The sequence below is a fragment of the Bordetella sp. 15P40C-2 genome, assembly GCF_009763235.1.
GTDB lineage: Bacteria > Pseudomonadota > Gammaproteobacteria > Burkholderiales > Burkholderiaceae_B > Bordetella_A.
This window is the reverse complement of sequence record NZ_WSJA01000035.1, coordinates 1-26,102: the sequence shown is the minus strand read 5'-3', so window position 1 is coordinate 26,102 and position 26,102 is coordinate 1. Positions and strand designations below refer to the sequence as shown.

General features: G+C 58.3%; 22 protein-coding genes, 4 tRNA genes and 1 pseudogene. 10 read left to right on the top strand and 17 right to left on the bottom strand.

Annotation, left to right across the window (positions count from 1 at the left end; translation table 11 throughout):
- Nucleotides 1–4: 4 nt before the first annotated feature.
- From GOQ25_RS15190 to egtD, 5 genes are all read right to left on the bottom strand, one after another.
- The gene (locus tag GOQ25_RS15190; RefSeq protein ID WP_160351319.1) at nt 5–1,261 is read right to left on the bottom strand and encodes a hypothetical protein; all 1,257 of its coding nucleotides are present in this window, start codon (nt 1,259–1,261) and stop codon (nt 5–7) included.
- Nucleotides 1,251–2,471 carry a site-specific integrase gene (locus GOQ25_RS15185; RefSeq protein WP_236844605.1) on the bottom strand — a complete coding sequence of 407 codons (1,221 nt, stop codon included), beginning with the start codon at nt 2,469–2,471 and terminating at the stop codon, nt 1,251–1,253. The genes GOQ25_RS15190 and GOQ25_RS15185 overlap by 11 nt, the downstream gene beginning before the upstream one ends.
- A 21-nt stretch (nt 2,472–2,492) precedes the next feature.
- Nucleotides 2,493–2,569: transfer RNA gene (locus tag GOQ25_RS15180), tRNA-Met, on the bottom strand.
- A 113-nt stretch (nt 2,570–2,682) separates the two neighbouring features.
- Nucleotides 2,683–4,014 carry an ergothioneine biosynthesis protein EgtB gene (gene egtB / locus GOQ25_RS15175; protein ID WP_160351318.1) on the bottom strand — a complete coding sequence of 444 codons (1,332 nt, stop codon included), beginning with the start codon at nt 4,012–4,014 and terminating at the stop codon, nt 2,683–2,685.
- 27 nt (nt 4,015–4,041) lie between these two features.
- On the bottom strand, nt 4,042–5,058 hold the full coding sequence (egtD, locus tag GOQ25_RS15170) for an L-histidine N(alpha)-methyltransferase (protein WP_160351317.1): 1,017 nt from the start codon (nt 5,056–5,058) through the stop codon (nt 4,042–4,044).
- Between the two features lie 300 nt (nt 5,059–5,358).
- On the opposite strand from egtD, the gene GOQ25_RS15165 reads away from it, so the two are divergent.
- Nucleotides 5,359–5,940, top strand: a complete 582-nt coding sequence (locus tag GOQ25_RS15165) for a hypothetical protein (protein WP_160351316.1) — start codon at nt 5,359–5,361, stop codon at nt 5,938–5,940.
- 21 nt (nt 5,941–5,961) lie between these two features.
- Here GOQ25_RS15165 and GOQ25_RS15160 read toward each other — a convergent pair whose 3' ends face one another.
- The 3 genes from GOQ25_RS15160 to GOQ25_RS15150 all read right to left on the bottom strand — a co-directional run bounded on the left by GOQ25_RS15160 (nt 5,962) and on the right by GOQ25_RS15150 (nt 9,997).
- Nucleotides 5,962–7,644 carry an FMN-binding glutamate synthase family protein gene (locus GOQ25_RS15160; protein WP_160351315.1) on the bottom strand — a complete coding sequence of 561 codons (1,683 nt, stop codon included), beginning with the start codon at nt 7,642–7,644 and terminating at the stop codon, nt 5,962–5,964.
- A 115-nt stretch (nt 7,645–7,759) separates the two neighbouring features.
- Nucleotides 7,760–9,040, bottom strand: a complete 1,281-nt coding sequence (locus GOQ25_RS15155; RefSeq protein WP_160351314.1) for an arsenic transporter — start codon at nt 9,038–9,040, stop codon at nt 7,760–7,762.
- Nucleotides 9,041–9,055: 15 nt separating this feature from the next.
- Complete coding sequence (locus GOQ25_RS15150) at nt 9,056–9,997, bottom strand: AEC family transporter (RefSeq protein WP_160351335.1); 942 nt, start codon at nt 9,995–9,997, stop codon at nt 9,056–9,058.
- A gap of 105 nt (nt 9,998–10,102) precedes the next feature.
- Here GOQ25_RS15150 and GOQ25_RS15145 point away from each other — a divergent pair, with 105 nt between their 5' ends.
- On the top strand, nt 10,103–10,543 hold the full coding sequence (locus GOQ25_RS15145) for a GNAT family N-acetyltransferase (protein WP_160351313.1): 441 nt from the start codon (nt 10,103–10,105) through the stop codon (nt 10,541–10,543).
- A 247-nt stretch (nt 10,544–10,790) separates the two neighbouring features.
- On the top strand, nt 10,791–11,759 hold the full coding sequence (locus GOQ25_RS15140; RefSeq protein WP_160351312.1) for a Hint domain-containing protein: 969 nt from the start codon (nt 10,791–10,793) through the stop codon (nt 11,757–11,759).
- A 186-nt stretch (nt 11,760–11,945) separates the two neighbouring features.
- Here GOQ25_RS15140 and GOQ25_RS15135 read toward each other — a convergent pair.
- A tRNA-Leu gene (locus tag GOQ25_RS15135) sits at nt 11,946–12,030 on the bottom strand.
- A 305-nt stretch (nt 12,031–12,335) separates the two neighbouring features.
- Between GOQ25_RS15135 and GOQ25_RS15130 the strand changes: the two genes are divergently transcribed.
- A complete protein-coding gene (locus tag GOQ25_RS15130; RefSeq protein ID WP_236844607.1) occupies nt 12,336–12,956 on the top strand; it encodes a tRNA-uridine aminocarboxypropyltransferase in 621 nt (206 codons plus the stop codon).
- 151 nt (nt 12,957–13,107) lie between these two features.
- Here GOQ25_RS15130 and GOQ25_RS15125 read toward each other — a convergent pair.
- Nucleotides 13,108–13,192, bottom strand: a tRNA-Leu gene (locus GOQ25_RS15125).
- A gap of 160 nt (nt 13,193–13,352) precedes the next feature.
- On the opposite strand from GOQ25_RS15125, the gene rnr reads away from it, so the two are divergent.
- From rnr to GOQ25_RS15105, 4 genes are all read left to right on the top strand, one after another.
- Nucleotides 13,353–15,830 (top strand): ribonuclease R, encoded by a 2,478-nt coding sequence (gene rnr / locus GOQ25_RS15120; RefSeq protein ID WP_202109498.1) that lies wholly within the window; start codon nt 13,353–13,355, stop codon nt 15,828–15,830.
- 132 nt (nt 15,831–15,962) lie between these two features.
- Nucleotides 15,963–16,700, top strand: a complete 738-nt coding sequence (rlmB, locus tag GOQ25_RS15115; RefSeq protein ID WP_160351311.1) for a 23S rRNA (guanosine(2251)-2'-O)-methyltransferase RlmB — start codon at nt 15,963–15,965, stop codon at nt 16,698–16,700.
- Between the two features lie 94 nt (nt 16,701–16,794).
- On the top strand, nt 16,795–18,036 hold the full coding sequence (locus GOQ25_RS15110; RefSeq protein ID WP_160351310.1) for a cystathionine gamma-synthase family protein: 1,242 nt from the start codon (nt 16,795–16,797) through the stop codon (nt 18,034–18,036).
- A 361-nt stretch (nt 18,037–18,397) separates the two neighbouring features.
- Nucleotides 18,398–18,670: an HU family DNA-binding protein gene (locus GOQ25_RS15105; RefSeq protein WP_003812968.1), complete on the top strand. Its 273-nt coding sequence runs from the start codon at nt 18,398–18,400 to the stop codon at nt 18,668–18,670.
- Nucleotides 18,671–18,766: 96 nt separating this feature from the next.
- On the opposite strand, the gene GOQ25_RS15100 is transcribed toward GOQ25_RS15105, so the two are convergent.
- The 7 genes from GOQ25_RS15100 to GOQ25_RS15070 all read right to left on the bottom strand — a co-directional run bounded on the left by GOQ25_RS15100 (nt 18,767) and on the right by GOQ25_RS15070 (nt 24,995).
- Nucleotides 18,767–18,842 (bottom strand) — tRNA-Val (locus GOQ25_RS15100).
- Between the two features lie 117 nt (nt 18,843–18,959).
- On the bottom strand, nt 18,960–19,322 hold the full coding sequence (cyoD, locus tag GOQ25_RS15095; protein WP_160351309.1) for a cytochrome o ubiquinol oxidase subunit IV: 363 nt from the start codon (nt 19,320–19,322) through the stop codon (nt 18,960–18,962).
- Complete coding sequence (gene cyoC / locus GOQ25_RS15090; protein WP_160351308.1) at nt 19,322–19,948, bottom strand: cytochrome o ubiquinol oxidase subunit III; 627 nt, start codon at nt 19,946–19,948, stop codon at nt 19,322–19,324. The genes cyoD and cyoC overlap by 1 nt, the downstream gene beginning before the upstream one ends.
- 3 nt (nt 19,949–19,951) lie before the next feature.
- Nucleotides 19,952–21,928, bottom strand: coding sequence for a cytochrome o ubiquinol oxidase subunit I (gene cyoB / locus GOQ25_RS15085; protein WP_160351307.1), 1,977 nt, complete (start codon nt 21,926–21,928; stop codon nt 19,952–19,954).
- The gene (gene cyoA / locus GOQ25_RS15080) at nt 21,928–22,836 is read right to left on the bottom strand and encodes a ubiquinol oxidase subunit II (protein ID WP_160351306.1); all 909 of its coding nucleotides are present in this window, start codon (nt 22,834–22,836) and stop codon (nt 21,928–21,930) included. The genes cyoB and cyoA overlap by 1 nt, the downstream gene beginning before the upstream one ends.
- Before the next feature lie 384 nt (nt 22,837–23,220).
- Complete coding sequence (locus GOQ25_RS15075; protein ID WP_160351305.1) at nt 23,221–23,772, bottom strand: response regulator transcription factor; 552 nt, start codon at nt 23,770–23,772, stop codon at nt 23,221–23,223.
- Complete coding sequence (locus GOQ25_RS15070) at nt 23,769–24,995, bottom strand: ATP-binding protein (RefSeq protein WP_160351304.1); 1,227 nt, start codon at nt 24,993–24,995, stop codon at nt 23,769–23,771. The genes GOQ25_RS15075 and GOQ25_RS15070 overlap by 4 nt, the downstream gene beginning before the upstream one ends.
- Before the next feature lie 255 nt (nt 24,996–25,250).
- On the opposite strand from GOQ25_RS15070, the gene GOQ25_RS15065 reads away from it, so the two are divergent.
- Both GOQ25_RS15065 and GOQ25_RS15060 read left to right on the top strand, forming a co-directional pair.
- Entirely contained in the window at nt 25,251–25,565 is a 315-nt protein-coding gene (locus GOQ25_RS15065) for a SelT/SelW/SelH family protein (RefSeq protein WP_160351303.1), read from the top strand.
- 182 nt (nt 25,566–25,747) lie between these two features.
- A pseudogene (locus GOQ25_RS15060) lies at nt 25,748–26,102 on the top strand (energy transducer TonB); the annotation flags it as partial.

The following is a 26,102-nucleotide window of genomic DNA, read 5'->3' as shown; positions in this document are numbered from 1 at the left end:
GTGACTAAGTTGTTAAACGATCTGAAATCCGCATTTTTCTCACTGCCAAATCGATTGCTCCGAGCAGAAATCGAAAACCACCGTCATAGTTGCTTGCCGCAGCAGGGGTTGCCTCTGGCGGGGCAGAAAAAGCATCAGCAAACTTTTGTGTTCGAGGGTTCAGAATTTGTTTTTTATCTCCGATCCAACGTACTCCCGGGTCGGCTTGGCCGGAAAGTTCTCCCTTAGTTTGGAAGCACTTCCTATTTATGGCGTCTCGCCGTTTTTTCTGCTTTCGATTTCTATACAAGGATGACAAAGTTTCATCTGGTTCAAGCAGCTCTACACAAATAGCGGCAACGGCCTGAACTTTTTCTACAGCGTTCGCTTTTCGCGCATGGACGGACGATAATCGGGCTTTTTTACTTTGACTTTGGCCATCGATTAGTATTTTAATTATTGTGTCGGCCCAGGGTACGAAAGAATCTTCGAGTTTGTTAAAGCATTTCAGCCTAACCTCATTTTCGGCAGTGTGAATTAAGCGAGTGTCTTTCTCGAATTTCTCGACACGAACAATTTCAGCCCCAAAATCCTCAACGACAGAGGGGGCATCGCAGACAGCCTTAAATATGTTCACAACGATAAACGCAAGCTCCCAATTTGTCAGCCCGAGCAAACGCCGTATTAGCTTCCATGTTTGAGCTTCTTTTTTTTTCTCTGTAAATTTTTGCGGTAATTCATGTTCGGCCTGAAGCCGTATTTTTAGTGTTTTGATGTCAGCAATTTCATTAGCCGTAGCTTCAACCTCGTTCCCAAGACTGTTTTCGCCATCGCCATCGCCATCAAAATATCTATAAACAAAGGACGATACCGTACTCTCGATTGTATGGACCCAAAGATCCCAAGAGCATTCGCCATACCTGTTTTTTTGGAAATCATCTAATTTTTTCCAATATGTGAGTTCGTCTTCTTCTTTTGAGATGCTAGACAAAAAAACATATGCCGAAGCGAAGGCACCACCTTTCGGTAATTCGCCGCGCCCAGTGGTCAACTCACGATTTAGTAATGCCGACCGTAACCTGTGAACGACATGGCACACGAGGATGTGGGATGCGTCGATGCCAAGCTGTTCCTTGGCACCAATGATTGCCGTTCTTGGGTAGGTGGTCTCTTCAGGCAGGAGCAATTCTTCTGTATAAAACCGTTGTGCGAAGGGCTTGCGGCCAAGCGCTATTTTCTCTTCAATCGTTTTTAGCCTCTGCCTGAATTCGTCAATCCGCATGCCTTTTGTCTCCGTCGAGCGCCGCAAGCAAGCCATCAGTCTGCAAATGTGTGTATCTGAGGAGCATCTGCATGGTTTTATGACCTGAAATCCGTTGAACTTGGAGCGGATGAAGCCCAAGCTCAAAAAGTCTCGAAATGCCCTCGTGCCTCAAATCATGCCATCGCAAATCCCTCAGGTATGCGTCATCCGGTTCGCACCCGATACGTGTGCACGAGTCCTCGTAGGTACGGCGCGCGTCAGCCTTGGCCCTTTTCCAGGCACATACGACGGCGTTAGCTGTGCAGCCGAATACCTCTTGGCCAGCCTTCATCTGATAAAGTCGACGCAAGATTTTGATTGCTCGCTTGGTCAATGGCAAAGATGGAGGAATTCCTTTGTTTTCGGCCGTGCGCGCTGTAGCTGGAATTCTAATGACCCTTCGTTGAATGTCTATCCACTGCCACTTCAGCGAGAACAAGGAGCCTTGCCGAAGCGTGGTTTCAATGGCTAGAGCAAAGGCATGTGCAGCCCACACATTACCCTGAGCCCGTCGAAGTTGCTTGTAGAGTCGATAGAACTCACCTGGCATCAGGCGCCGTTCCCTCGCTCGGCTACCTCCTGGTTTTTGCAAGTCGGCAATCGGATTTTCCAGGCCGTCATAGCCCCATTCTTTCCTTGCCAGGTTGTAGAGGCGACTAACAAAGGCCAACTCTAAGCGCACGGTGTTGTCTGCTCGCCCCGCGCGCTTTCTTGCATCACGGTAGCGCGCGAAATCCGCTGTAGATAAGGAATCAAGCGATCGCTTGGCGAGTGAGGTATCAAGCCAGTGTCTGATGCGCTGACGTTCCTGCACTGGGTAGCGTCGTCCGGACGCAACGTTTTTCTCGTACAGGCGAAGCAGATCGCCCAACGTGTTCGATTTGATCTTGCGGAACTGAATCGTCGCGCCTGCTTCGATGGCGACCTCGGCCTTGCGCCCATAGGCTTCAGCGTCGGCCTTACGGTCAAACGTGGCACTCATGCTGCGACCGCGACGGCGTACCCAGACTCGATAGGTGCCGTTAGCTTGCTTTTGGATGTACATGTTGCGTGGAACCTCTAAAGCTTGACGTTGGAGAAACGTCCGGTTCCGATTTTCGTGCACGGAATTTGCACGAAATGCCCTTTTGTGTTTTTGTTCAAACGCAATCGGGCATACCCAAGAAAAGAAAAAAGCCAATGAAATCATTGGCTTAGTTCTAGATATCCTTGGTGGCGCATCCCTGATTCGAACAGGGGACCTGCGGATTATGATTCCGTCGCTCTAACCGGCTGAGCTAATGCGCCTAAACATCAACAAGCAAGCTTGTCTTTGTTTTTCTTGCTAGGGTGTGTTCCCTGGCAAGAACAAAATTCTAGCACGGTTTTTTTTCGCAATGCAAGCGTCTGGCGAAAATTTTTTAGCAAATATCTCGCGCCAACCGAATTCCCGAAAATTGCCAGCGGGCATCGGGTGGGAAGAAATTGCGATAGGTCGCCCGGATATGGCTGGCCGGCGTGGCAAATGAGCCACCTCGCAATACATACTGATTGCACATGAACTTCCCGTTGTACTCACCCACAGCCCCAGGCGGAGGTGTAAACCCGGGATAAGCCTCATATGGGCTGCAAGTCCATTCCCATGCATCGCCATAAAGCTGGAGCAGGCGCGGGGCCGTGCTGGATGGGGCCCGCGCCGCTAATGCGCTCAGGTGGCTTTGTTCGAGCATATTTGCATGCGCGGCAAGACGGCAGTCGTCACCGGCCACCGCTCTTAACTGCCGCGCCGCATGCTCCCATTCCGCTTCGCGTGGCAAACGGGCGCCGGCCCAACGGGCGTATGCATCGGCCTCGAAATAAGTCACATGCGTCACCGGCGCATCCGGGTCTATCGGCTGCAACCCATGCAAGGTGAAAACCTGCCACGTATCGTCGTCGCGTTCCCAATACAGCGGCGCTTGCCAATGCTCCGCACAGACGCGATCCCAGCCCAAGGACAGCCATAGGTCTGGGCGTTCATAGCCTCCATCTTGCATGAAGGCCAGATACTCCCGCTGGGTCACCAACCGGTTTGCAAGGCTGAACGGCTGCAACAGCACCTCGTGAGCCGGCCCTTCGTTGTCAAAGGCAAAAGCATCATTCGAGTCATGCCCCAACCGGGTACGGCCCCCATCGTAATCCAGCCAGTTGAGAGCAATGGTTGCTACGGCATTCGACGGCGCATCCAAGGCATAGGCGGGCTTGATCGGATTCATCGACAAGGCATGCTTGATATCGGTGAGGATCAACTCCTGATGCTGTTGTTCATGATTGAGCCCAAGCTCCACCAGCTCCTCGAACGCACTATCCGAACCCGCAAGCCGCCCGATAAGCGCCAGCATGGCGGCATCGACCGCCTCGCGATAACGCCAGATGTCCGCAAGCGGCGGGCGAGACAACAGTCCTCGCTGAGGCCGGGGATGTCGGGCTCCTACCGCGTTGTAGTAGGAGTTGAACAGCATCCGATACTGGGGATGAAAGGGTTGCCATCCCGTATCGAACCGGCTCAACACAAAGGTCTCAAAAAACCAGGTCGTATGAGCCAGATGCCACTTGACCGGGCTGCAATCGGGCATGGATTGCAGCTGGCAATCCTCGTCGCTCAGTGGCGCGGCAAGCGCGTGCGTCTGTTGACGCACCTCGCGAAATCGTTGGCCCAGCGTCTCGGAGCGGGCTTTCGTAGACGGGTGCGTGAGCAGACAGACAGGATCCATGTGTGGTGCGCTCCGTGAAGGATTCGTTTAATGGCGCGATTCGGGCGAGCGTGCGCTGTAGACGGAAAACCAACCGCGGCTATCCGTCCAATGCTGAATCTGCGTAAAGCCCGCGCTCATCAGCAGCTGGGTGAAATCCTCGGGCGTATATTTGTAGGAGTTCTCTGTGTGAATCCGTTCGCCTCGACTGAATGAGCGCTGGCCGCCCGGCCAGTTCACGACAACATCTGCCTGCGCCTGCAGGAACATTTGTATGCGCGAATGTGCCTCATCGTAGACTGCCACATGCTTCCAATCCTGCACGTCGAAGTCACTGCCCAACTGCAGATTGACATGCCGTAAGAGATTCAAATTGAATGCGGCAGTCAGGTGCAAGGCATCATCGTAGGCAGGCTCCAGAATGTCGCGCGACTTGACGCGGTCTACCCCGATGAGCAGGCCTCCGCCCGGACATAACGAACACACTTGCGAGAGGAGAAGTTGCGCCTGAGCAGGATCCAGATTACCGATGCTCGAACCCGGGTAGAAGAACAACCTGCCGCGCGAGGCGATATGTGCTGGCAGACTCAGCGCCTGTTGATGAAAATCTTGACCGACAGGGTGTATCCGAATCGAGGGATGCCGATGACGCAAGCGCTCCACGGCCGCCAACAAGAAATCAACCGAGATGTCGATCGGCACGTAGCTTTCAGGACGCAGCAGCGGAAAGAGTTTTTCTGCCTTATCGCAATCGCCCGCGCCTAGATCGATCAAGGCCTGCACCTGCCCCACATGTCGGGCGATCTCATCGGCATGATCTTGCAGGATTTCCGCCTCGCATCGCGTGGGGTAGTATTCCGGTAACTGCGTGATCGCGGTGAAGAGGCTCGAACCTAGCGTGTCGTAGAGGTACTTCGGCTCGATATGCGCGGGTTGGTCTAACAACCCCGCTTGAAGTGCATCGTCGAGATCGGCGGGCCTGTCCTCTTTATCGGACGCCAGCGCGTGTGGAGGTATAAGGGATTCCACCGGGGTGGAGGCGAGCATGCTGCGGGGCTGAACCATGGGCGGTTTCCTTGCAGATTTGCGTGGCACGGATCCTATTGTGGGCATTAGTGCCTTTGTGTTGTCAAGCGCGAAGCGCGCGGCGTGCAGGATCTGTAGCCGTGGCGAGGCAAATGCAACCGCGCAAGCGCCGGCTGCGACAAGAATGCAATTTTTGTTAACCAGACGCAGCGAATCATTAGGAATCGCGCTTTGTCGCCGCTGGCCGGAAATAACGCTTTACCGGTGGTTGCCAACCAGAGAGGACAAGCGGACGCACCCCGCGCAGAATACGCTCGTGCTTCCTGTCTGGGTCCCTGTATGTCCCTCATGATTGTTGCGCGTTTCGATAGTCTTCCCTCGGCAAAGAGCGCAGCGCACGCTCTGGTCGCGGAGGGAATCCCCGAAGAGTCCGTACGCTTGTTTCGTCGCGCGCGGCAAACCGCGCGACCCACGCCATTTCGTCAATGGTCGACCCGCTTTCGGCTGGCTTGGCGCGCGGCGCTCTTAGCTGCTTTTGGTACGCTGGTCGCTACATTCGTCGCGTTGGTAGCGGGCGGCACGGACGTTACGTTGGTGTTTGCTGCCGTCATAGGCGCCTGTATGGGCGCGTCGATGGGCGCTTGGTGGGCCGGAAGATGGTTGGCGGCATGGCGCATGGCGTGGCTGCAACGCGTGCGCGAGTCGGGGCAGGGGGCGCTATTAGCGGTGCAGGTCAGCCATGCGCGCGAGGATGCGGTGCTCGCATTACTGCGCGACGCCGGCGGATTTCAGATCGATCTTGAATATGGCGCGTGGTGCGATGGGCGGTGGGTAGAGCGCGGCCCCGGACGACGCGAGAGGCCGCATCCGCGCGCTGCGGCCCCGCGCATGACTCAATGCAGCTGTAATCTCGCCCGATAAGGCTCAGCTATCTGGCGCAGATCAGCTGGCCTGAGGCGCCACGGCGTGGAACCCACCTGACTGCACCTTATGCAACGCGGCTAACGCGGTCGTCACATCCTGCAGAGGCTTAAACGAATCTGCACTCGCCATCGCCCATCCCACCTGATATAGATTGTGCCGGAACACGCCTTTGAGGAGCTCACCGGGTTCCAGTTGCGGATACAACGCGGATAACAGCCTGACTTCACTGGGTGAAATGCGGCGCGCAATATGGTGCGGGCGCAATTGCCCGGGATGGGTCAGCCCCGCGGCTTGCAGCAGTTCCGCCAACGCATGCAACGTGTTGCGATGAAAGTTGGCGACGCGTTTTGCTTTATCCGGCACCACCAACGCGCGCTGGCGGCGTGGGTCCTGCGTGGCGACGCCGGTGGGGCATTTGTCGGTGTGACAGGCCTGTGCCTGAACGCAGCCCACGGCAAACATAAAGCCGCGCCCAGCGTTGCACCAATCAGCCCCCATCGCCATGGCGCGCGCCATATCAAAGGCCGTGATGATCTTGCCGGCCGCCCCGATCCGAATACGGTCGCGCAGATTGACGCCGATCAGCGTGTTATGGACCAGGCGCAACGCTTCCCGCAATGGCGTGCCCACGTGATCGACAAACTCCACCGGCGCTGCGCCTGTCCCGCCCTCGGCGCCATCGACCACGATGAAATCGGGCGTGATGCCGGTTTCGAGCATGGCCTTGACCATCGCGAACCATTCCCACGGGTGGCCCATACAGAACTTGAATCCTACTGGCTTGCCGCCCGATAGCCTGCGCAGGCGAGCCACAAAATGCATGAGTCCGATAGGCGAGTCGAAGGCGCTGTGACTGGACGGCGAATTGCAGTCTTTCCCCGGCGCCACCCCGCGCGCCTCCGCGATTTCCAGCGTTACCTTGGCGCCTGGCAAGATCCCGCCATGGCCGGGTTTTGCCCCTTGAGACAACTTGATTTCGATCATCTTGACCTGCGGTGTGCAGGCGTTGCGCACAAAGGCTTCCTCGGAAAAGGCGCCGTTCTCATCGCGACATCCAAAATAGCCCGAGCCGATATTCCAAACCAATGACCCGCCGGGCTCACGATGGTAGCGACTAATGCCGCCTTCGCCTGTGTCGTGAGCGAAGTTGCCTTGGCGCGCTCCCTCATTAAGTGCGAGCACGGCGTTAGCCGACAGCGCGCCGAAACTCATGGCCGAGATGTTAAACGCGGACATCGAATACGGCTGTGTACATTCCGGGCCGCCAACGGTCACGCGGAAGTCCGGATCGGCGATTTGAGAGGGCACCAACGAATGATTGATCCATTCATAGCGGTCGCCGTAGACGTCTTCCTGCGTGCCAAACGGCCGCTTGTCGATATCCTGTTTCGCGCGTTGATAGACGATCGATCGCTGCGCGCGGGAAAAGGGTGCGGCATTGGTGTCGTCTTCGAGGAAATATTGACGGATCTCGGGCCGAATGAATTCGAACAGATAGCGCAGATTCCCGATTACCGGATAATTGCGTCGTATCGAGTGGCGCGTCTGGATCAGGTCATAGACGCCCAGGATGGACAGCGCGATCAGCGGCACCGCCGCCCATAGCCACCTGAGCGTCTCCACGCGCGCCAGGACCAGCGCGGCGATGGCGGCGATGATAATCAATGCAAACGCCGTGTATCGGCCAAAAATCCAACTCATGCAGGCGTCTCCCGGAAAATCGATAGTGGGCAAACCATAGCAGGGTTCTACGCCGACATGCCAGTCGACGCGCGCAGGTTACCTGAATTCTTTCTCGGCTGGCCGGCCCGAGCGTCTACTGTAGACGCCAGGCCAAGGCCGAGAGCGTTACGACCAGCACCGGCAATGTCAAAACAATGCCGACCTTGAAGTAGTAGCCCCATGTGATGCGCAGACCCTTGCGCGCCAGAATATGCAGCCACAGCAATGTGGCGAGACTGCCTATCGGCGTTATTTTCGGCCCGAGGTCCGTGCCGATGACATTCGCGTAAATCATCGCGTCCCGGATGACCTCTGTCGTTGCTGTGTCTGCGATCGCGAGCGCACCTACCAGCACCGCCGGCAGGTTGTTCAGTATCGATGCCAGAATGGCCATCACCAGACCCGTGCCGAGCGACGCGGCCCATAGCCCCGCCTGTGCAAACATCTCCAGCGCCTGCGTCAGATATGCAGTCAGACCCGCGTTACGCAGGCCGTAGACCACCAAATACATTCCTAGCGAAAACACCACGATATGCCATGGCGCTTCCCGCATCACGCGGCGCGTGCCAATGATGTGTTGCTGGCCGGCGACCAGCAGCAATACCGCCGCGCCCGCCGCCGCAATCGCACTCACGGGGATGCCCATCGGCTCCAGAATAAAGAACCCTGCCAAGAGCAGAACAAGCACGGCCATCCCGACCCTGAACGTGATCGGATCGACAATTGCCGAGCTGGGTGCCGGCAACTGAGTTGCATCGTAGCGCGCGGGGATCTGCCGTCGAAAATACCAGAACAAAATCGCCAACGAAGCCGCCACCGCCGCCATGTTCACTGGCACCATGACAGAGGCGTAGCGGCCAAAGCCAATGTCAAAGAAATCCGCCGACACGATGTTGACCAGGTTGGAGACGACGAGCGGTGTGCTTGCTGTATCCGCAATGAATCCTGCCGCCATCACAAAGGCCAGAGTTGCTCCCACGCCGAATCCCAGCGCCAGCAGCATTTCCATAACGATAGGCGTCAGAATCAATGCGGCCCCATCATTGGCGAACAAGGCTGACACCGCCGCACCGAGCAAGACGATCAACGCAAAAAGCCAATGACCCCGTCCGCCGCCCCAGCGCGCGACATGCAACGCCGCCCATTTAAAGAACCCGGCGGCATCCAGAATCAAGCTCGTGATGATAATGGTGATAAAGGTGGCCGTGGCGTTCCATACGATGTCCCAGACAGCGACGACATCGCTTGGCTGCACGACGCCGGTTGCGAGCGCCACCAGCGCACCCGCCGAGGCGCTCCAGCCAATATTTAAGCCGCGCGGCTGCCAGATGACGAATATCAGGGTGACGATAAAAATCGCGGCGGGCAGCAGCATGATGTTCGGATGTTTTTAAGACAAATGTTGTTGACCGATCCAGGCCACAAGAATCGAAACCGTGACTGTGGACAAGAGGGTCGAAATCAAGATCGCGCGCGAAGCCGTGCGAGCGTCGCGCCCATAAAGTTGCGCGAGCATAAAGGGCCCCGTGCCGATGGGCAATGCGCACATCAACACCGCGGTCCAGGCCCACAGGGGCGGGGCCGGGAATACGACAAACACCAACAAGGCGGTTGCAGCGGGGTGGAGCAGGAGTTTGCCGACGACGAGCCGCGCGACCGCCTTATGATCGCCGCCAGGTTCTGCTTGGGCGAGGAACAAACCGATCGTGACCAGCGCGCATGGGCTCGCAGACGCGCCCAAAAGCTCGACATAACGGTCAATGCCCACGGGCACGGATACACCCAAAAGCGAGCAGGCCAATCCCACCAGCGGCGCGATTAAAAGTGGATTACGCAAGAGGGCCTTAATCACTTTGCCCAAGGTAGAGGCGAGACTACGATTGCGATGCTGATCGAACTCGATCAGTGCAATCGACGTACTAAACAGCACACAGGCCGTCAACAGCGTACAAATAATCGCCGGGGCGAGACTGGCGGGCCCCAGCAGCGCGAGACATAAAGGGATGCCCATATATCCCGCGTTCGCATACGAGGCGGCCAGGCCCTGGATGCTTAAATCCGTTAGCCGCACGCCACGACGACGCGACAGCATCGCGCCGGCGATAAAGGTAATCGCCATGCCGCTGGCTATCGACAGAACGAAATACCCGGACATCAACCCGAGGTCTGCCGTGGCCATGGCGCGAAACAGCAAAGCGGGCAGCGACAAATAGGCGACGTAGCGATTCAGCGCATCGGTCGCAGTTGGCCCCAGAACACCCCAACGCGCGGCCAGCCACCCCGTCAAAATGAGAGCAAATACTGGCAATGCGGTAGAGACAACGGCGTCCATGACGTGGGGCGATGGGAAGGAGCGCACATTCTACTGCGGCTGTACGATTGCACGGACGTTGGCCCGTCGGCCGCGCATGGTCATGGGTTTTAGTAGGAGGTCTGCATGTCTGCATCAATGCCCGTTCGAATCGTTTTGGGATCATGGGATCAATTACGCGATGCCGCATATCCCGTGCGGCATGAGGTGTTTGTGGTTGAACAGAACGTGCCCGTGGAAATGGAACTCGACGACGACGATTCCGTGGCCCTGCATGCGGTGGCATACGGTCCGGATGGCACGGCGGTGGCGACAGGACGATTATTGCCGGACGGGCATATCGGGCGCATGGCCGTGCGCAAGGTTGCGCGGGGCAGGGGCGTGGGAGGGCAGGTGCTTGAGGCACTTGTCGAGCGCGGCCAGGCGGCTGGGCACCTCGTGTTAGCACTGAACGCTCAGGTACATGCGCGCGGGTTTTACGAAGCGCACGGTTTTTCGGCGGAAGGTGCTGAATTTATGGATGCTGGGATTCTTCATGTGGCTATGCTCCGAAGGACATGTCGCTAGACCATAACGGCTCGTGAGCGTGTCCAGCCCCTGGGTCTACTTCGTCAGGCCGCTTACGGCGACTTTCGTTAATGCTGAAAACAAATAAAAATATAGTGAAATAAAAATTAAAAATGACTATATTTGAGAGCTGTTCAGGCATCAATTTGTGGGCGGGCGGGGACGGCTATGGATGGCTTCGACCTCGCCCGGTATTGATCTTCAAACACGCCGCCCCTGGCGGGCATCGATACATAGAGGGCATCAAATGGCTGAGTATGTGGATTTGATAGTGCGCGTTAACAGCGCGGCAGAGAAAATCACGCCGGACTCGGGGTTTCAAGAGGATGTCGGAGCACTATCGGAACTGCACTCTGTTTTGGTCGAGGCTGGAGGCTCCCTGGATTCTGCATGGCGGGCGTCGCTGATGGCGCACGCGCGTGACCAACTGGACAGCATCACGGCACTTGTCGACGTGAAATACTTAACGCAGCCGGCGGAGAGGCTCGAGTTGACCCAGTCGATTGCCGCTACTCGCGCGTTCATTGAGTCCGGGGGGGATCCTGTCTGCTTCACTCAAGGTACCTGTATCGACACATCAAGGGGACCGGTTCCGATTGAGCAACTAACAGCGGGCGCGCAAGTTATGACGCCCCGCGGCGTATGCGCCGTGAAATGGATAGGCAGGCGAAATCTCAAAGCGTTGCAGCGCCTGCCGGAAAACGCCAGACGAACGCATTACCCCGTTCACATTGCTGCAGGTGCGCTCGGCGGCGGTTTGCCCACGCAACGATTGTCGGTATCGCCTGGGCATCACCTTTATATCGATGGTGTGCTGATTCGGGCACTCGATTTAATCAACGGCGTGAGCATCTTTCAAGACCCCGTCGTTGACAGCGTGCAGTATCTGCATATCGAACTAGAGACCTTCGATGTGATCCGCGCGCATGGCGTGTACTCAGAGTCGTGGGCGGACGGCGGAAATCGCAGCTTTTTCGATAATGCCGATGTGGTCTGTCTGCGGCCACAAGATCTAAAGCGCCGACGCGCGTCACGTCCTGGTTTCGAGGTCGTGCGACCGACAGGCAAGGGCAGTGAAAAGTTGCGTGCGATCCAACGTCGATTGGCCGAGTTGGCTGGAACGCTTGATACGGCGCTGCCAATAGCAGCCAGTACGGAATCGATCGAAACGCCAATGGGCTCGCCTGCCATGACCGGCGAACTCGCTGCGGCTTGACAGCCTCGTGCCGGCTCAGCCCTGCCACGGGCACGCCTGAGCCGGCTAAGCGCTCGTCTTACACTGTTGATGCCATTGTGTTGGCAAAAAACGCTAGCATTCAGCGCAGACAAAATAAAAAACCCCGAAGCTCTAGAGCAATCGGGGTTTTTGGCGCACCGCGAAGGTAAGTCGCAGTGTAGTAATTGGTGCCCAGGAGAGGACTCGAACCTCCACACCTTGCGGCACATGGACCTGAACCATGCGCGTCTACCAATTCCGCCACCTGGGCATTGAGTCTCACGCGCTTATTTCTAAATGCGTTTGAACATCAGAGGACGCGAATTATGCACGCTTTTTTGGCAGTGCGCAAATCGAATGCCAATTTAATGTAAAAATTGCGGGCGGGTCTCGCCGCATCGGACGAACCACGTTTTCATAGGCGCCGTTTTCATGGGAATGTCTCCTTCAAAAGCACGCGGCGCAGACGCGCGTACTGCAACGGCCGCTATCAGTGGTGTAGCAGCTGGCGATGCGGCGAGCGGCAATGATGCTAGCGGCGCCGCCATGGCCAACGGCGTCGTGCGCAAGCGCGCGATGTGTGAGCGCTGCCATCGGCCCGCAACTCACTGTCTATGCAGCTTAATCCCTGCCCTCGATAGCCGTACACGAGTCGTGGTGTTGCAGCATCCCGATGAATCGCGCCACGCCTTGAATACGGCAAGACTCGCCGTCCTGGGATTGAAAAATGCGCAGCTGCATGTCGGGACGGAATTTGATTCGGCGGTGTGGCAAGTCGAGGGCTATCGCCCGCACCTGCTGTTTCCCGGAGAGGACGCGACCGTGTTGACCCGGGACTCGGTTATGGAACCCACCTACACCCCAAGCTTGCTTGTCGTGCCCGACGGCACTTGGCGTCATGCACGGCAGTTGTTGTCACACCATCCCGGATTAGCGGCGTTGCCCCGAGTGACCCTGCCAGCGGGCACGCTGACGCGCTATCGGATACGGCATGCGGAGGACGCGAGCGCGCTGTCGACAATAGAGGCCATTGTGCTGTCGCTCAACGCACTCGAAGCCCCGCAGAATTACGATGCCCTCCTTGCGCCGTTTGATGCGCTGGTGAGCACACAAATCGCCGCGATGGGGCACGAGCGTTATCTACAGCATCACGTATTGCGCGAAGGGAGCAGGGCGCGCAGGCAACGCGAGAAGTGATATTGGGTGAGCATTTTGAGAGGGTGAGGCATAAGCGGTGATCCAATGAATTCAAGATCGCGCTCTTGTCGCCGAGTAACCGCCAAAAACAAACCCCCGGGAACCACGAAGGCTGCCGGGGGAGTGTGACGATCAGACCGTCTGAATTCCGTGGTGCCCAGGAGAGGACTCGAACCTCCACACCTTGCGGCACATGGACCTGAACCATGCGCGTCTACCAATTCCGCCACCTGGGCACTGCGCAAACTAAGGGCCTTTGTATGATACGCTTCAAATAAATAGAGACGTATCAGAAACCCAACCAAATTAGTACTTTGAGATACTGCTTAGGTTTGCTACAGTGATCAGCCTCGGGCAGACCACAGAAGCAAAAGATTATATACAGGATTTTTAATTTTGGCAAAACGATCGAAGAAAGACTCCAATAACAATTACAACGGCAGATCGGGACCCGCTTTGCCCGAAACGCCACCTGATTTCGATCCGGATGTGCCCAGTCGCGAGGCCATCCTTGATGCGCTGCGCTCGGCGGGCGCGCCTCTGTCGCCGGCCGAGCTGGCCGAGGGCATGGGGGTAGTACGCCCAGAAACGATGGTGGGTTTTGAACGTCGCTTGAACGCCATGGAGCGTGACGGGCAGCTCTTGCCCAATCGCAAAGGCGTGCTGCTGCTGGCGACCAAGCTCGATTTTGTTGCGGGAAAGGTACATGGCCATCGCGATGGCTTCGGATTTTTGCTGCGCGATGATGGCGGCCAGGATTTGTTCTTGTCGCCCCGCGAAATGCTCAAGGTGCTGCATGGCGATCGGGTGCTGGTCAAGCCGTCTGGCGAATACCGCGGCAAACCCGAGGGCGTGATCGTCGAGGTGCTGGAGCGGCGCACCAACAAACTCGTTGGTCGATTTTTGCAGGAACACGGTTTGTCCATCGTGGTGCCCGAGGATCAGCGCATCAAGCACGACATTTTGATCCCTCCCGGCGACACCAACGGCGCCCAGCATGGGCAGGTCGTGTCGGTCGAGATCATGGAACAGCCGACGCGCCATACCCAGCCGATGGGTCGCGTGTATGAAGTATTAGGCGAAATCGACGACCCCGGTATGGAAATCGAGATCGCCGTGCGCAAGTTCGACGTGCCCGTGGAGTTCTCCGAGGCTGCCGCCAAGCAAGCCAGCCGCTTGCCCGACGTGGTGCGCAAAGCGGATTTGAAAGAGCGCTTTGATTTGCGCGATGTCCCGTTCATCACGATCGATGGCGAAGACGCGCGTGACTTCGACGACGCGGTCTATTGCGAGCCTGTCGAGTTGGGCACCGGTCAACGCAAGCGTCCGGGCTGGCGCTTGTTGGTCGCGATCGCGGACGTTAGTCACTATGTGACGCCAAATAGCTCCTTGGATGAGGACGCGCTGGAGCGTGGCACCAGCGTGTATTTCCCGCGCCGGGTGATACCCATGCTGCCGGAGTCACTCTCGAACGGCTTGTGTTCGCTGAATCCCCACGTGGACCGGCTGGTGTTGGTTTGCGACATGGTGATCCCCGCCAGTGGCGCGAAGGCCGGCACCATTACGGCCTATCAGTTCTACAACGCCGTCATCCACTCGCACGCGCGTACGACTTACACCCAGATCTGGGAAGCGCTGCAGCAGCCGACGGGTCCCGCCGCGAACAGTCTCGGCGACATCATGCCGAATGTGCGGTATCTGCATGAGCTGTATCAGCTGCTCGTGCAGCAGCGTAAAAAACGCGGCGCCATTGATTTCGACACGGTCGAAACCAAGATTTTGTGCAACGAGCTCGGGCGCATCGAGCAGATCGTGGGTGTGGTGCGCAACGATGCTCACAAGCTGATCGAAGAATGCATGCTGGCCGCGAACACCTGCGCGGCCGACTTCATGACTCGCAGCAAGCATCCGGGTTTGTATCGTATCCACGAGGGCCCCACGCCGGAGCGCCTGACATCGCTGCGCGAGTTCTTGCGCACGATGGGTCTGTCGCTCGGTGGTGGCGATGACCCCACGGCTAAGGACTATGGCGAATTCCTCGATTCCGTACGAGGACGACCAGATTTTCAATTGCTCCAAACGATGTGTCTGCGTTCCATGCAGCAGGCCATCTACAGTCCCGAAAATGTCGGGCACTTCGGGTTGGCGTATCCCGGCTATAGCCATTTCACTTCGCCGATTCGTCGCTATCCCGATTTGCTCACGCATCGGGTGATCAAGGCGTTGTTGGCCGGGGAGCGTTATGTGCCCGGCCTGGAAGACCAGCCGCTGGTGATCGGACGCACTCAGCGCGAACATGAGCACGCGACCTGGGAAAAATTGGGTCTGTTGTTGTCGGCCAGCGAACGTCGCGCCGATGAAGCCTCTCGCGATGTCGAGGCCTGGCTCAAATGCTGGTTCGTCAAAGAGCGCGTAGGCGAGGACTTCAGCGGTACGGTGACTGGCGTGGCGAGCTTTGGCATTTTCGTCACACTCGACACACTGCATGTCGAGGGGCTGGTGCACGTGTCCGAGCTTGGGGGAGAGTACTTCCAGTTCAATGAGTCACTGCATGAGCTGCGTGGCGAACGTACGGGCATGCGCTATCGCCTGACCGATAAGGTGCAGGTGCAGGTCGCGCGCGTGGATCTGGAAGCGCGCCGCATCGAATTTCGTTTGGTGCAGGGTACGACTTTCGATGCGCTGCGCAAGGCAGCCGCACGTAACCCGGACGAACCGCGCAAGTTCAAAAAAGCCGCCGCGCCCAAGCCCGCCGCTCTTAAGGGACAGACGTCCAAGCAGCGTCGCGCCGAGGCAAAACGAGCGGCCAAGGTCGCTACCCCGGCGAAAAAACGGTCTCCTGCCAAAAAAACGTCCGCTCGCGGCCGCCGTTAAACGGGGTCTCGCCTCGCACGAGGGCGGCTGGCGCAGTAACATGACGTCTGAGCCGGCGGTCGGGGTGACCCGCTGCTGGCCGGCGGTCGCCTGAATGCCCGCCGGTTTCTATGCAAAATAAGGTGATTTCTCATGGCGTCAGCCCAAGTTCTGGCGGGATTCCACGCGGTCGTCGCGCGACTGCGGCATGCGCCGGATTCCATTAAAGATATTTACGTCGAGACGTCGCGCCGCGATAAGCGGATGCAAGGCCTCATCGAGCAGGCCGAGCGGGCGGGTCGCAAAGTGCATCCCGTCACCATGGAACGCCTGGACGGGCTGGCGCGTGGCACCCGGCATCAAGGCGTGGTCGCTCTGGCCGAAGAGCGACTGCTCGCCGTCGATGTGGACGAGGTGCTCGACACCATCGAAGGGCCCGCGTTATTGCTCGTGCTCGATGGCGTCACCGACCCGCATAACCTGGGCGCATGTCTGCGCACGGCCGATGCGGCTGGCGTGCATGCTGTCATCGCGCCACGCGATCGCGCGGTAGGGCTCAATAGCACCGTGCAGCGTGTCGCTTGCGGGGCTGCCGATACGGTTCCCTACATCACCGTTACCAATCTGGCGCGCACCCTGCGCAAGTTGAAAGAGCGCGATGTGTGGCTGGTGGGCACGGATGATCAGGCCACGGAAAGCATGCATGCCGTGGATGCGCGCCGATCGATGGCGTGGGTCATGGGCGCGGAAGGCGAGGGCATGCGCCGCTTGACCCGCGAGACCTGCGACCAATTGGTGACGATTCCCATGCTGGGTTCGGTCGAGAGCCTGAACGTCAGTGTGGCGAGCGCCGTGTGTCTTTATGAATCGGTGCGCCAGCGTCAAGCCTGACCGCGACGCGCTTGCGTTTAGTGCCCCGGCTGCGGCGATACAGGTCGCCAATCCGGCACGCTAAACGACCTAATTACTTATTCAGTTGCCCATCATGCACAAGAACGGCTTCACAACTACGATCCTCCATTCCGACCGCCATCAAACCGTCGAGCACGGCGCGGTGCATAAGCCCATCCATACCTCTTCCGAGTTCGCCTATGCGGACGCTCGTGAGCTGGCTGCCGTGTTTCAAGGCAAGGCAGGCTACACCTATGGCCGTCAGGGCACGCCGACGACGGCCGCGCTCGAAGCCAAGATCACTCAGATGGAAGGCGGTGTCGCCAGCGTGAGCTTCGCGACGGGGATGGCATCGCTGGCGGCGGTGTTCACGACTCTGTTGCGCAAGGGCGATCATTTGCTGTCGAGCCAGTATGTTTTCGGCAATACCAACAGCCTGTTATTGACGCTGATGGAGCTCGGCGTGGAAGTCACCTATGTCGATCCGACCGACATGGAACAGGTTCGCGCGGCCGTGCAGCCCAATACGCGCATGGTCTTTACGGAAACCATCGCTAACCCCGGCACGCAGATCGCCGATCTCGCCGGCATTGGGGAGCTGTGCCGCGAGCGCGGGCTGGTGTATGTGATTGATAACACCTTGACCTCGCCGTGGTTGTTCCAAGGGCGCTCGGTGGGAGCGTCGCTGGTGATGAATTCGCTATCGAAATATGTGAACGGCCATGGCGATGCGCTGGGCGGCGCGATCACCGATACTGGTCTGTATGACTGGGCCAGCTATCCCAACATCTACGACAGTTATCGCAAGGGGGCGTCCACGGGCTGGGGTCTATTGCAGATCAAGAAGAAGGGCCTGCGCGATATGGGTGGCACGTTGTCAGCGGATGCCGCGCACCGTATCGCCGTCGGCGCCGAGACCTTGGCTCTGCGCATGGCGGCGCATTGCAGCAACGCGCTGGCTCTGGCGAAGATGCTCGATGCTCACCCGGGCGTGACCAAGGTCCATTACCCCGGTCTGCCCACTCACCCCCAGCACGCGCGCGCCGCGCAGCTGTTTAACAATCGGTTCGGCGGTCTGCTGGGCATAGAGCTGGCCGATGGCATCGACTGCTTTGATTTTTTGAATCGATTGCAGATCGTGCTGATGGCGACGCACTTGGGAGACACCCGTAGTCTGGCATTGCCGGCGGCACACACCATTTATTACGAGATGGGTGCGGAGCGGCGTGCGCAAATGGGGATTGCAGATAGTCTGATCCGCGTTTCGGTGGGTATCGAGGATCAGGCCGATTTGTTGCACGATTTCGATCAAGCGTTGCAAGGATGTCGTAGCTAGGTTCTTGTCGCCATTGATCTATTGCGATTCGTGGCGACGGGCCTGCGGGATTGTTGCGGAAATTCATCGTTGCGCGATCGGGCGGTGATAGCCCAAGAGCTAATATCCACGCGGGTTACAGGCCGGATGTCCTCTTGACGGCGTCGCGACCCGAGGCCTAATATGTTCTGGCGTCGCTGATGTGCGCGTGCCTCTGTCGGTACGGGCGCCTCCGCGACGTAGCAATTTCGCCTTGACGTCTGGCGGGGGCGCCGATATGCGCGGCAACCCAAATGGCGTATCTACCTCGTGGCTGGCGCCCGGCTGTTCTGGTGTTAGCGCGCATCCCACAGAACCAATACCTTGTGAGGGGTAATCCTGAATGAACAAAACCGAACTCATCGATCATATCGCCAGCAAGGCCGACATCTCTAAGGCTGCTGCCGGCCGCTCGCTGGATGCCCTGATCGGTGCCGTCAAGACCACGCTCAAGAAGGGTGGCACGGTGACGCTGGTAGGCTTTGGCACGTTCGCGGTGTCGGCGCGCGCAGCCCGTACGGGCCGCAACCCCCGTACCGGTGAGACGATCAAGATCAAAAAGGCCAAAGTGCCGAAGTTCCGTCCGGGCAAGGCCCTGAAGGACGCCGTCAACTGATTGATGGTTGCGTATATAACAAAAAAGGCACCTGGATAATCCGGTGCCTTTTTTATTGGGCTTTACGCTAGAAGCGTAACGCCTGATTCGGGGTTTTGGTGGGTGCTACAGGGGTCGAACCTGTGACCTACGCCTTGTAAGGGCGCCGCTCTACCAGCTGAGCTAAGCACCCCCGAATGCTGCGTGATGTTTTGCATCACGATCAACGAGGACGGCAGTATACCCGAGCAATTCAGATGAGGCAAATGCCGTTAGTCGTTGTTCGTGATGCATGACATTCACACCAACTTTACATGCCCGGCATCATGTTCGCGTTCATGTTGTGCAGCACCCAGAGCGAGCCCAGCACGATGATCGCGATCACGAACAAAGCAAAGATGAACGACTGCAGATTGTCGCGTTGCGACTTGGACGTGCCCATGTGCAGGAAGAACACGAGCTGTACGAAGAGCTGCGCTACGCACAGAATCATGATGCCCGGAACGATCCACTGCCGGGGTACGCCTTCGACCATCAGCAAGCCGAACGATCCCAAGGTCAGGATGAGCGACAGGATGAAGCCAACGATGTAGGACTTCACCGAACCGTGGTTGGCGTGGTCATGGTCGTGATCATGACCATGGCCTGCGATAGAGGTCGTGTGGTGCGACATCAGAGCGCTCCCAGGAGATAGACGAAGGTAAACACGCAGATCCAGACGATGTCCAGGAAGTGCCAGAACAGGCTCAGGCACGCCATGCGACGCTTGGTGACCGGATTCAGGCCGTAGCGGCGCACCATGTCGATCATGACGATGATCCAGATCAGACCGAAGGTGACGTGCAGACCGTGCGTGCCGACCAGCGTGAAGAACGCCGACAGGAACGCGCTGCGATCCGGGCCAGCGCCGATGTGGATGAAATGGAGGAACTCGTAGATTTCCATTCCAATAAACCCGGCGCCAAACAGACCCGTCACAACCAGCCAGCCGATCAGCTTGCCCTTGTTTCCGGCGTACATGTTCAGCATGGCGATGCCGAACGTGAAGCTACTGATCAACAGCAGCATGGTCTCGACCAGCACGAAGGGCAGTTCGAACAGGTCTTTGGCGGTCGGGCCGCCGGCCGTGGCATTGCCCAGAACAGCGTAGGTGGCGAACAGCACCGCGAAGATGAGCAAATCGCTCATCAGGTAGATCCAGAACCCCATTGTGGTTTTGGATCCGTCATCGTGATGCTCGTCATGGTGTCCGGCGTGTGCGCCCGACCCGTGGGTATGAACAGTTGCAGCGTGACTCATGGCTCAGACGGCCTTTTGAACATTGGCGAAATGGGCGGATTCGATGCGCTCGACTTCCTTGGCGGGTACGTAGTAGTCCACGTCACGGTCATAGGCACGTGCGATGAACGAACCGATCATGCCGACGAAACCGACGATGGCCAACCACCAGATGTGCCACACCAGACCGAAGCTCATCACCAGGCCGAAGAAACCGATGAAGACGCCGGCGCCAGTGTTACGCGGCATATGGATGTCTTCGTAGTGCGTCGGACGCTGGTAGGCCTTGCCGGTTTCCTTGTCTTCCCACCACTGATCCAGGTGATCGACCTTGGGCAGATGGGCGAAGTTGTAGAAGGGCGCGGGCGAGGAAATCGACCATTCCAGCGTACGGCCACCCCAGGGATCGCCAGTGAGGTCCATGTTCTGCTTGCGATCGCGGATACTGACAAAGATCTGCAGCAACAGGAAGCCAATACCAGCCGCGATAAAGCAGGCGCCGATGAAGGCCACGATCAGGTACGGCTGCCACGTCGGATCTTCGATGTGGTTCAGACGACGCGTCATGCCCTTCAGACCCATGATGTACAGCGGCATGAAGGCCAGGTAGAAGCCGATCAGCCAGCACCAGAACGAGTACTTGCCCAGACGCTCGTTCAGCTTGAACCCGAACGCTTTCGGGAACCAGTAGGTCATGGCGGCGATACAACCGAACACCACACCACCGATGATCACGTTGTGGAAGTGAGCAATCAGGAACACCGAGTTGTGCAGCACGAACGACACACCGGGGATAGCCATCATCACGCCGGTCATGCCGCCGATCACGAAGGTCACCATGAAACCGATGGTCCACAGCACGGGCGTGGTCATTTCGACGCGGCCGCGATACATGGTGAACAACCAGTTAAACACCTTGGCGCCAGTCGGGATCGAGATGATCATCGTGGCAATACCGAAGAATGCGTTGACGTCAGCGCCCGCGCCCATGGTGAAGAAGTGGTGCAGCCAGACCAGGAACGACAGGATACCGATGGCGGACGTGGCGTACACCATGGATTTGTAGCCGAACAGCGGCTTCTTCGAGAAGGTGGCGATGATTTCCGAGAACGCGCCGAACACGGGCAGGATTAGGATGTAAACCTCCGGGTGACCCCAGATCCAGATCAGGTTCACGTACATCATGACGTTGCCGCCAAGATCGTTCGTGAAGAAGTGCATGCCCAGGTAGCGGTCAGCGGTCAGCAGCGCGAGCGTAGCGGCCAGCACGGGGAAGGCAGCGACGATCAGGATGTTGGTAACCAGCGCGGTCCACGTGAAGACCGGCATCTTCATCAGCGTCATGCCCGGCGTACGCATACGCAGAATGGTGACGATGAAGTTGATACCGCTTAACGTTGTGCCGACCCCGGATATCTGGAGTGCCCAGATGTAGTAGTCAACCCCTACGCCCGGACTGCCTTCCAGCCCGGACAGCGGCGGATAAGCCAGCCAGCCGGTCGCGGCGAATTCACCGACGAACAGCGACAGCATCATCAGCACGACGCCCACGCAGAACAGCCAGAAGCTCAGCGAGTTCAGGAACGGGTAGGCCACGTCGCGCGCACCGATTTGCAGCGGTACGACGATGTTCATCAGGCCCGTGATGAAGGGCATCGCCATGAAGAAGATCATGATGACGCCGTGGGCCGTAAAGACCTGGTCGTAGTGGTGCGGCGGCAGGAAGCCCGCCGAATCCGCCACCGCAACGGCTTGTTGACCACGCATCATGATGGCGTCGGCAAAGCCGCGCAGCAGCATGATCAGCGCAACGATGATGTACATCACGCCGATGCGTTTATGGTCCACCGAGGTGAACCATTCGGTCCACAGGTATTTCCACTTTCCGAAGTAGGTGAGGGTACCCAGTAGTGCGATACCGCCCAAGACCACCGCGCAAAACGTTCCCAGAATAATGGGATCGTGAAACGGAAAGGACTCAAGAGAGAGTTTGCCTAACATCAGTTATTTCCTGCGATCAAATTCTTGGACGTGGGCGTGCAGCTTGCCGGATCCACGCCAGCAATCTTGCTCATCGTGCTGTGCATGATGTTGTCGAACATGCCTGCAGGAGCGCTGGAGTAGAAGGTAACGGGCACGTTCTCGCTGGGCTTACGCAAGGCTTCGTACGTTTGGGGCGTGAGCGGGTTGTTGGTCGCGCGCGCCTTTTCGATCCATTCCTGGAAGCCTTCGTTGGTCGTGGCAATCGCTTTGAAGCGCATGCCCGAGAAGCCCGCGCCGCTGTAGTTGGCCGAGATGCCGGCGTAGGTGCCAGCTTCGGTCGCGTTCAGATGCAGCTTGGTTTCCATGCCGGCCATCGAGTAGATCATGCTGCCGAGCTGGGGAATAAAGAACGCGTTCATCATGTCGGAGGACGTGATGCGGAAGTTCACGGGCGTATCGACCGGGAATGCGATCTCGTTAATGGTGGCGATGTCGTGATCGGGGTAGATGAACAGCCACTTCCAGTCCATCGAGACGACGTCGATATTGATCGGCTTGACCTCCGACTGGAGGGGACGATACGGATCCAGCGCGTGCGTAGAGCGATACGTCAGCACGGCCAAAATGGCCACGATGATCAGCGGAATGGTCCAGACCACCAATTCGATGCGCGTCGAGTGCGACCAGCGCGGCATATAGACCGCTTTCGTATTGGTCGACCGGTATTTCCAGGCGAAATACAGCGTCATGAATATGACGGGGACCACGACGATCAGCATAAGTGCCGTGGCAGTGATCAACAGGGTCTTTTCTTGGGCTCCGATGTCGCCTTTGGGCGCAAGCACTTCCAACGTGCAACCGCTGAGCAGCATAAGCGCACCAATACCGAGCGTTCGCCCGACTGTGGTGAAGTGGGGGTGTTTCACGTACAACCTTGTGGGGTTAACTGCCGAAACCGGCAAGAAATGCAGCCTGCGTGGTGTGACGACGCAGGTTGCGGTGAAGCCGCAATGCTAGTCTTTTGATGCAACACAAAGGTGCGACTAAAGGTCGCATCGCGGAAAAAGCGGCGGTATTGTAAACGCCTGTGACCCTTAGGGGCCAGCCGAATTCATTGCGGCAAACCGGGTGCGACAATTCGTCGCAGGGTAATCAAAGCATTCGCTTTGAAAGGAGCCGAATATGATGGAAAACGTCAACATTCGTCTTCCAACGCGTTCCGTGGCTTCGTGCGTGTGTGTCCGGCACGTGGACGCGGTCTGTGGCTTTCGGATTCCTAGCATACAGCACTCGCCGCGTGAACGACAGCTTCAATCGACCAACATATCGCGTTCCGGTCCCGGCTTTTTCGCGAGCTTGCGTTGAAGAGAACGCCGGTGCATGCCAAGCAGACGCGCAGCCGCCGACACATTGCCGCCGCTTTCGTGCAAGGCCTGTTGAATGTGTTCCCATTCCAGACGATGCAAGGGCGTCATCGTTGTTTCGATCGCGGCCGATTCCGGCTTGGTCAGGCCGAGCGCGCGCAAAATCATGGGCGCGGTAGCAGGCTTGGGCAAATAGTCATCGGCACCGCGTTTGATGGCTTCTACCGCTGTGGCCACGCTGGCGTATCCGGTGACCAGCAGAATCCGCATATCCGCGCGCAAGGCGCGCAGCGGACGGATGAGCGTGAGGCCGGAATCTTCGCCCAGGCGCAAATCCACCAGCGCAAACGAGGGCAGGGTCTCTTCGGCGACGCGCAGCGCTTCGGCGATGCTGGTGGCGATACGCGTTTCCAGGTTGTGGCGCGCAAGGCTGCGCTGCAGCGTACGCAGATAGAGTTCGTCGTCATCGATCAGCAGACCGACTTCTGAGGTGTTCATGCAGTAACTCCGGTGCCCCTTGTCGCCAGCGGCGTCAGGGGCAGGTGAAAGCGGATACGCGTGCCGCCGCCTTCGGCAGGGGTCATGGTCATTTCGCCGCCAAGCTGTTCGACGGTGGCGTGAGATAACGCCAGTCCCACACCCAGACCGCCCGGCTTCTCGCTATTGAACAGACTGGTCGCGGGCAAAAGTGAATGATCGGGATCGAATCCATGACCATGATCGCGCACTTCGCCTTCCAGTGCACCGTCGCGATATTCCAGATGCAGGTCCACGCGCGGGTTGCCGGCGGCTTCGCCGGCATCGGCGGCGTTATTCAGCAATGCCTGTATTAAATGAGAGATAGCGGGCTCGATGCGCAGCGTGCTGGGCAAGTCGCCCGTGCGATTCAGCTCGATGGTCGGGCGCACGAGACGCCACTGGCTGACCTCGCGCACCAGATCGACTTCGGTGGGTACTGCCAGATTGCGTATGCGTTCACGGCAAAGCGCGAGCAATTGGCCGAGCAGCTCGGCATCGGCGCGCAGTTCGTCGGTCTCGACCTCGGCCGCGATTTCGTCAGCCAATAGCGTCATCGTGGCCAACGGGGTATTGAGTTCGTGCGCCATGGCTGCGGCGTGCGTGGCCAGGGCGACGATGCCTTCGTTGCGGGTAAAGCGTTCACGCAGCGCCGCCAGCTCGCGTTCGCGGCTGCGCAGATCAGCGGCCAGACGCGTCGAAAAAACCAGCACGACCATCGCCGAGATCAGGAAACTGGCGGCGATGCCCGAGACGATAAGGGAATAGGGGTTGTGGTAGCCCACCAGAGGCTGACCGAACAGTCCCGAGATCAAATACCCCGTCAGGCAAGCCATGGCGGCCGCCAGGGCCCAGCCGCGCGGCAGCGCCAGTGCAGCCAGTGCGATCAGGATCAGGAACATCAGCCCAAACGGGTTGTGGATGCCGCCGCTCCAGCCGAGCATCCAGGCCAGCACCGAGATGTCAACCAGCAGATGGGCGAATGCAATGCCGGGGCTGACCTCGGCGCGATTACGATGCACCCGAAGCGTGGCGTAGAGATTGAACGTCACCAACACGCCGATGCCCGCCCATAATGGACCTTGCGGCAGGCTCAGATCCAACAGGTAGCTGGCGACCAGCACGGTCGCCGCCTGGCCGGCAATGGCGAGCCATCGCAGCATGCAGAGCGAACGCAGGAAAGAATTAGCGGAACTACCAGGCATGACAGCAAACAGGGCAGGGAATTGGCGCACTAGCCAAGCCCCCGGGGCGCGGCACAAGCGACGACGATGCGCCTCGAACGGCGCAGAACGAATGTTCCCCAAACTGCCGGCGGAACGCTCTCTATTGTATTGTGATTCCGTTGCCGGTGCTGCGCTGCAAGATGCTGGGGTGGCCGATGGGGCAGGCGCGCGCGCGGGCCCGCTAATCATGATGCCGCGGGTCATCGATGCACCGCTGGCTAGGAGATTGACAACATGACGGATACGAATCGTCCTAAAGTGACTATTACTTATTGCACGCAGTGCCAGTGGCTGCTGCGGGCCGCGTGGATGGCGCAGGAGCTGCTATCTACCTTCAGTACCGATCTCGGTGGCGTGACGCTAGTGCCCGGCACGGGAGGCGTATTTCGCATTTACTGTGACGAGCGACTGATATGGGACCGCCAAAACGATGGAGGGTTCCCCGATGCCAAGGCATTGAAGCAACGGGTGCGCGACAGAATCGATCCGGGCCGGGATATGGGTCATATAGACCGCAAACAGAGGAAGGACGATAAGGAGGGATCGTAAGCGTCAGCGTGGCCGAGCGCTGACACGGTAGATGTCCATATTCAGAAACAAATGCCCAAAAGTATGTGCGAATCATTCGCATTTGCTATATGATGACGGACTTGGAATTTGCCGGTATCGGCGTTTCCGGCGTGGTGCCGGCGGCGTGGTCGGCGCACACTCTGACGCTTTTTGGCTGATTCATGCCTCGTCTTCAACACGGTTGGTCTTCTGGTCCGCAGTCCTCCACAGCTTTACGCATAGGCGCCGGTCTCACGGTGCTGGCAGTGCATATGGCGGTTCTGGGAGCGATATTCTGGATGCCAGAGGAGACGAAACCGGAGTTGACCGAACCCGAGGCCATTATGGTCAGCGTGATCGAGGCGCCTGTGCCCGAAACCGCCAAGGCCGAGCCCGCCGAAGAGCCACAGCCAGAACCGCAGACGGAGCCCGTACCGCCCGAGCCGGAGCCCGAGGTCGTGCCGCCGGATCCCGAACCCGAGCCCATCGTCGAGCCGGAACCTGAGCCCGAACCCGTCGTCGAGCCCGAGCCAGAAC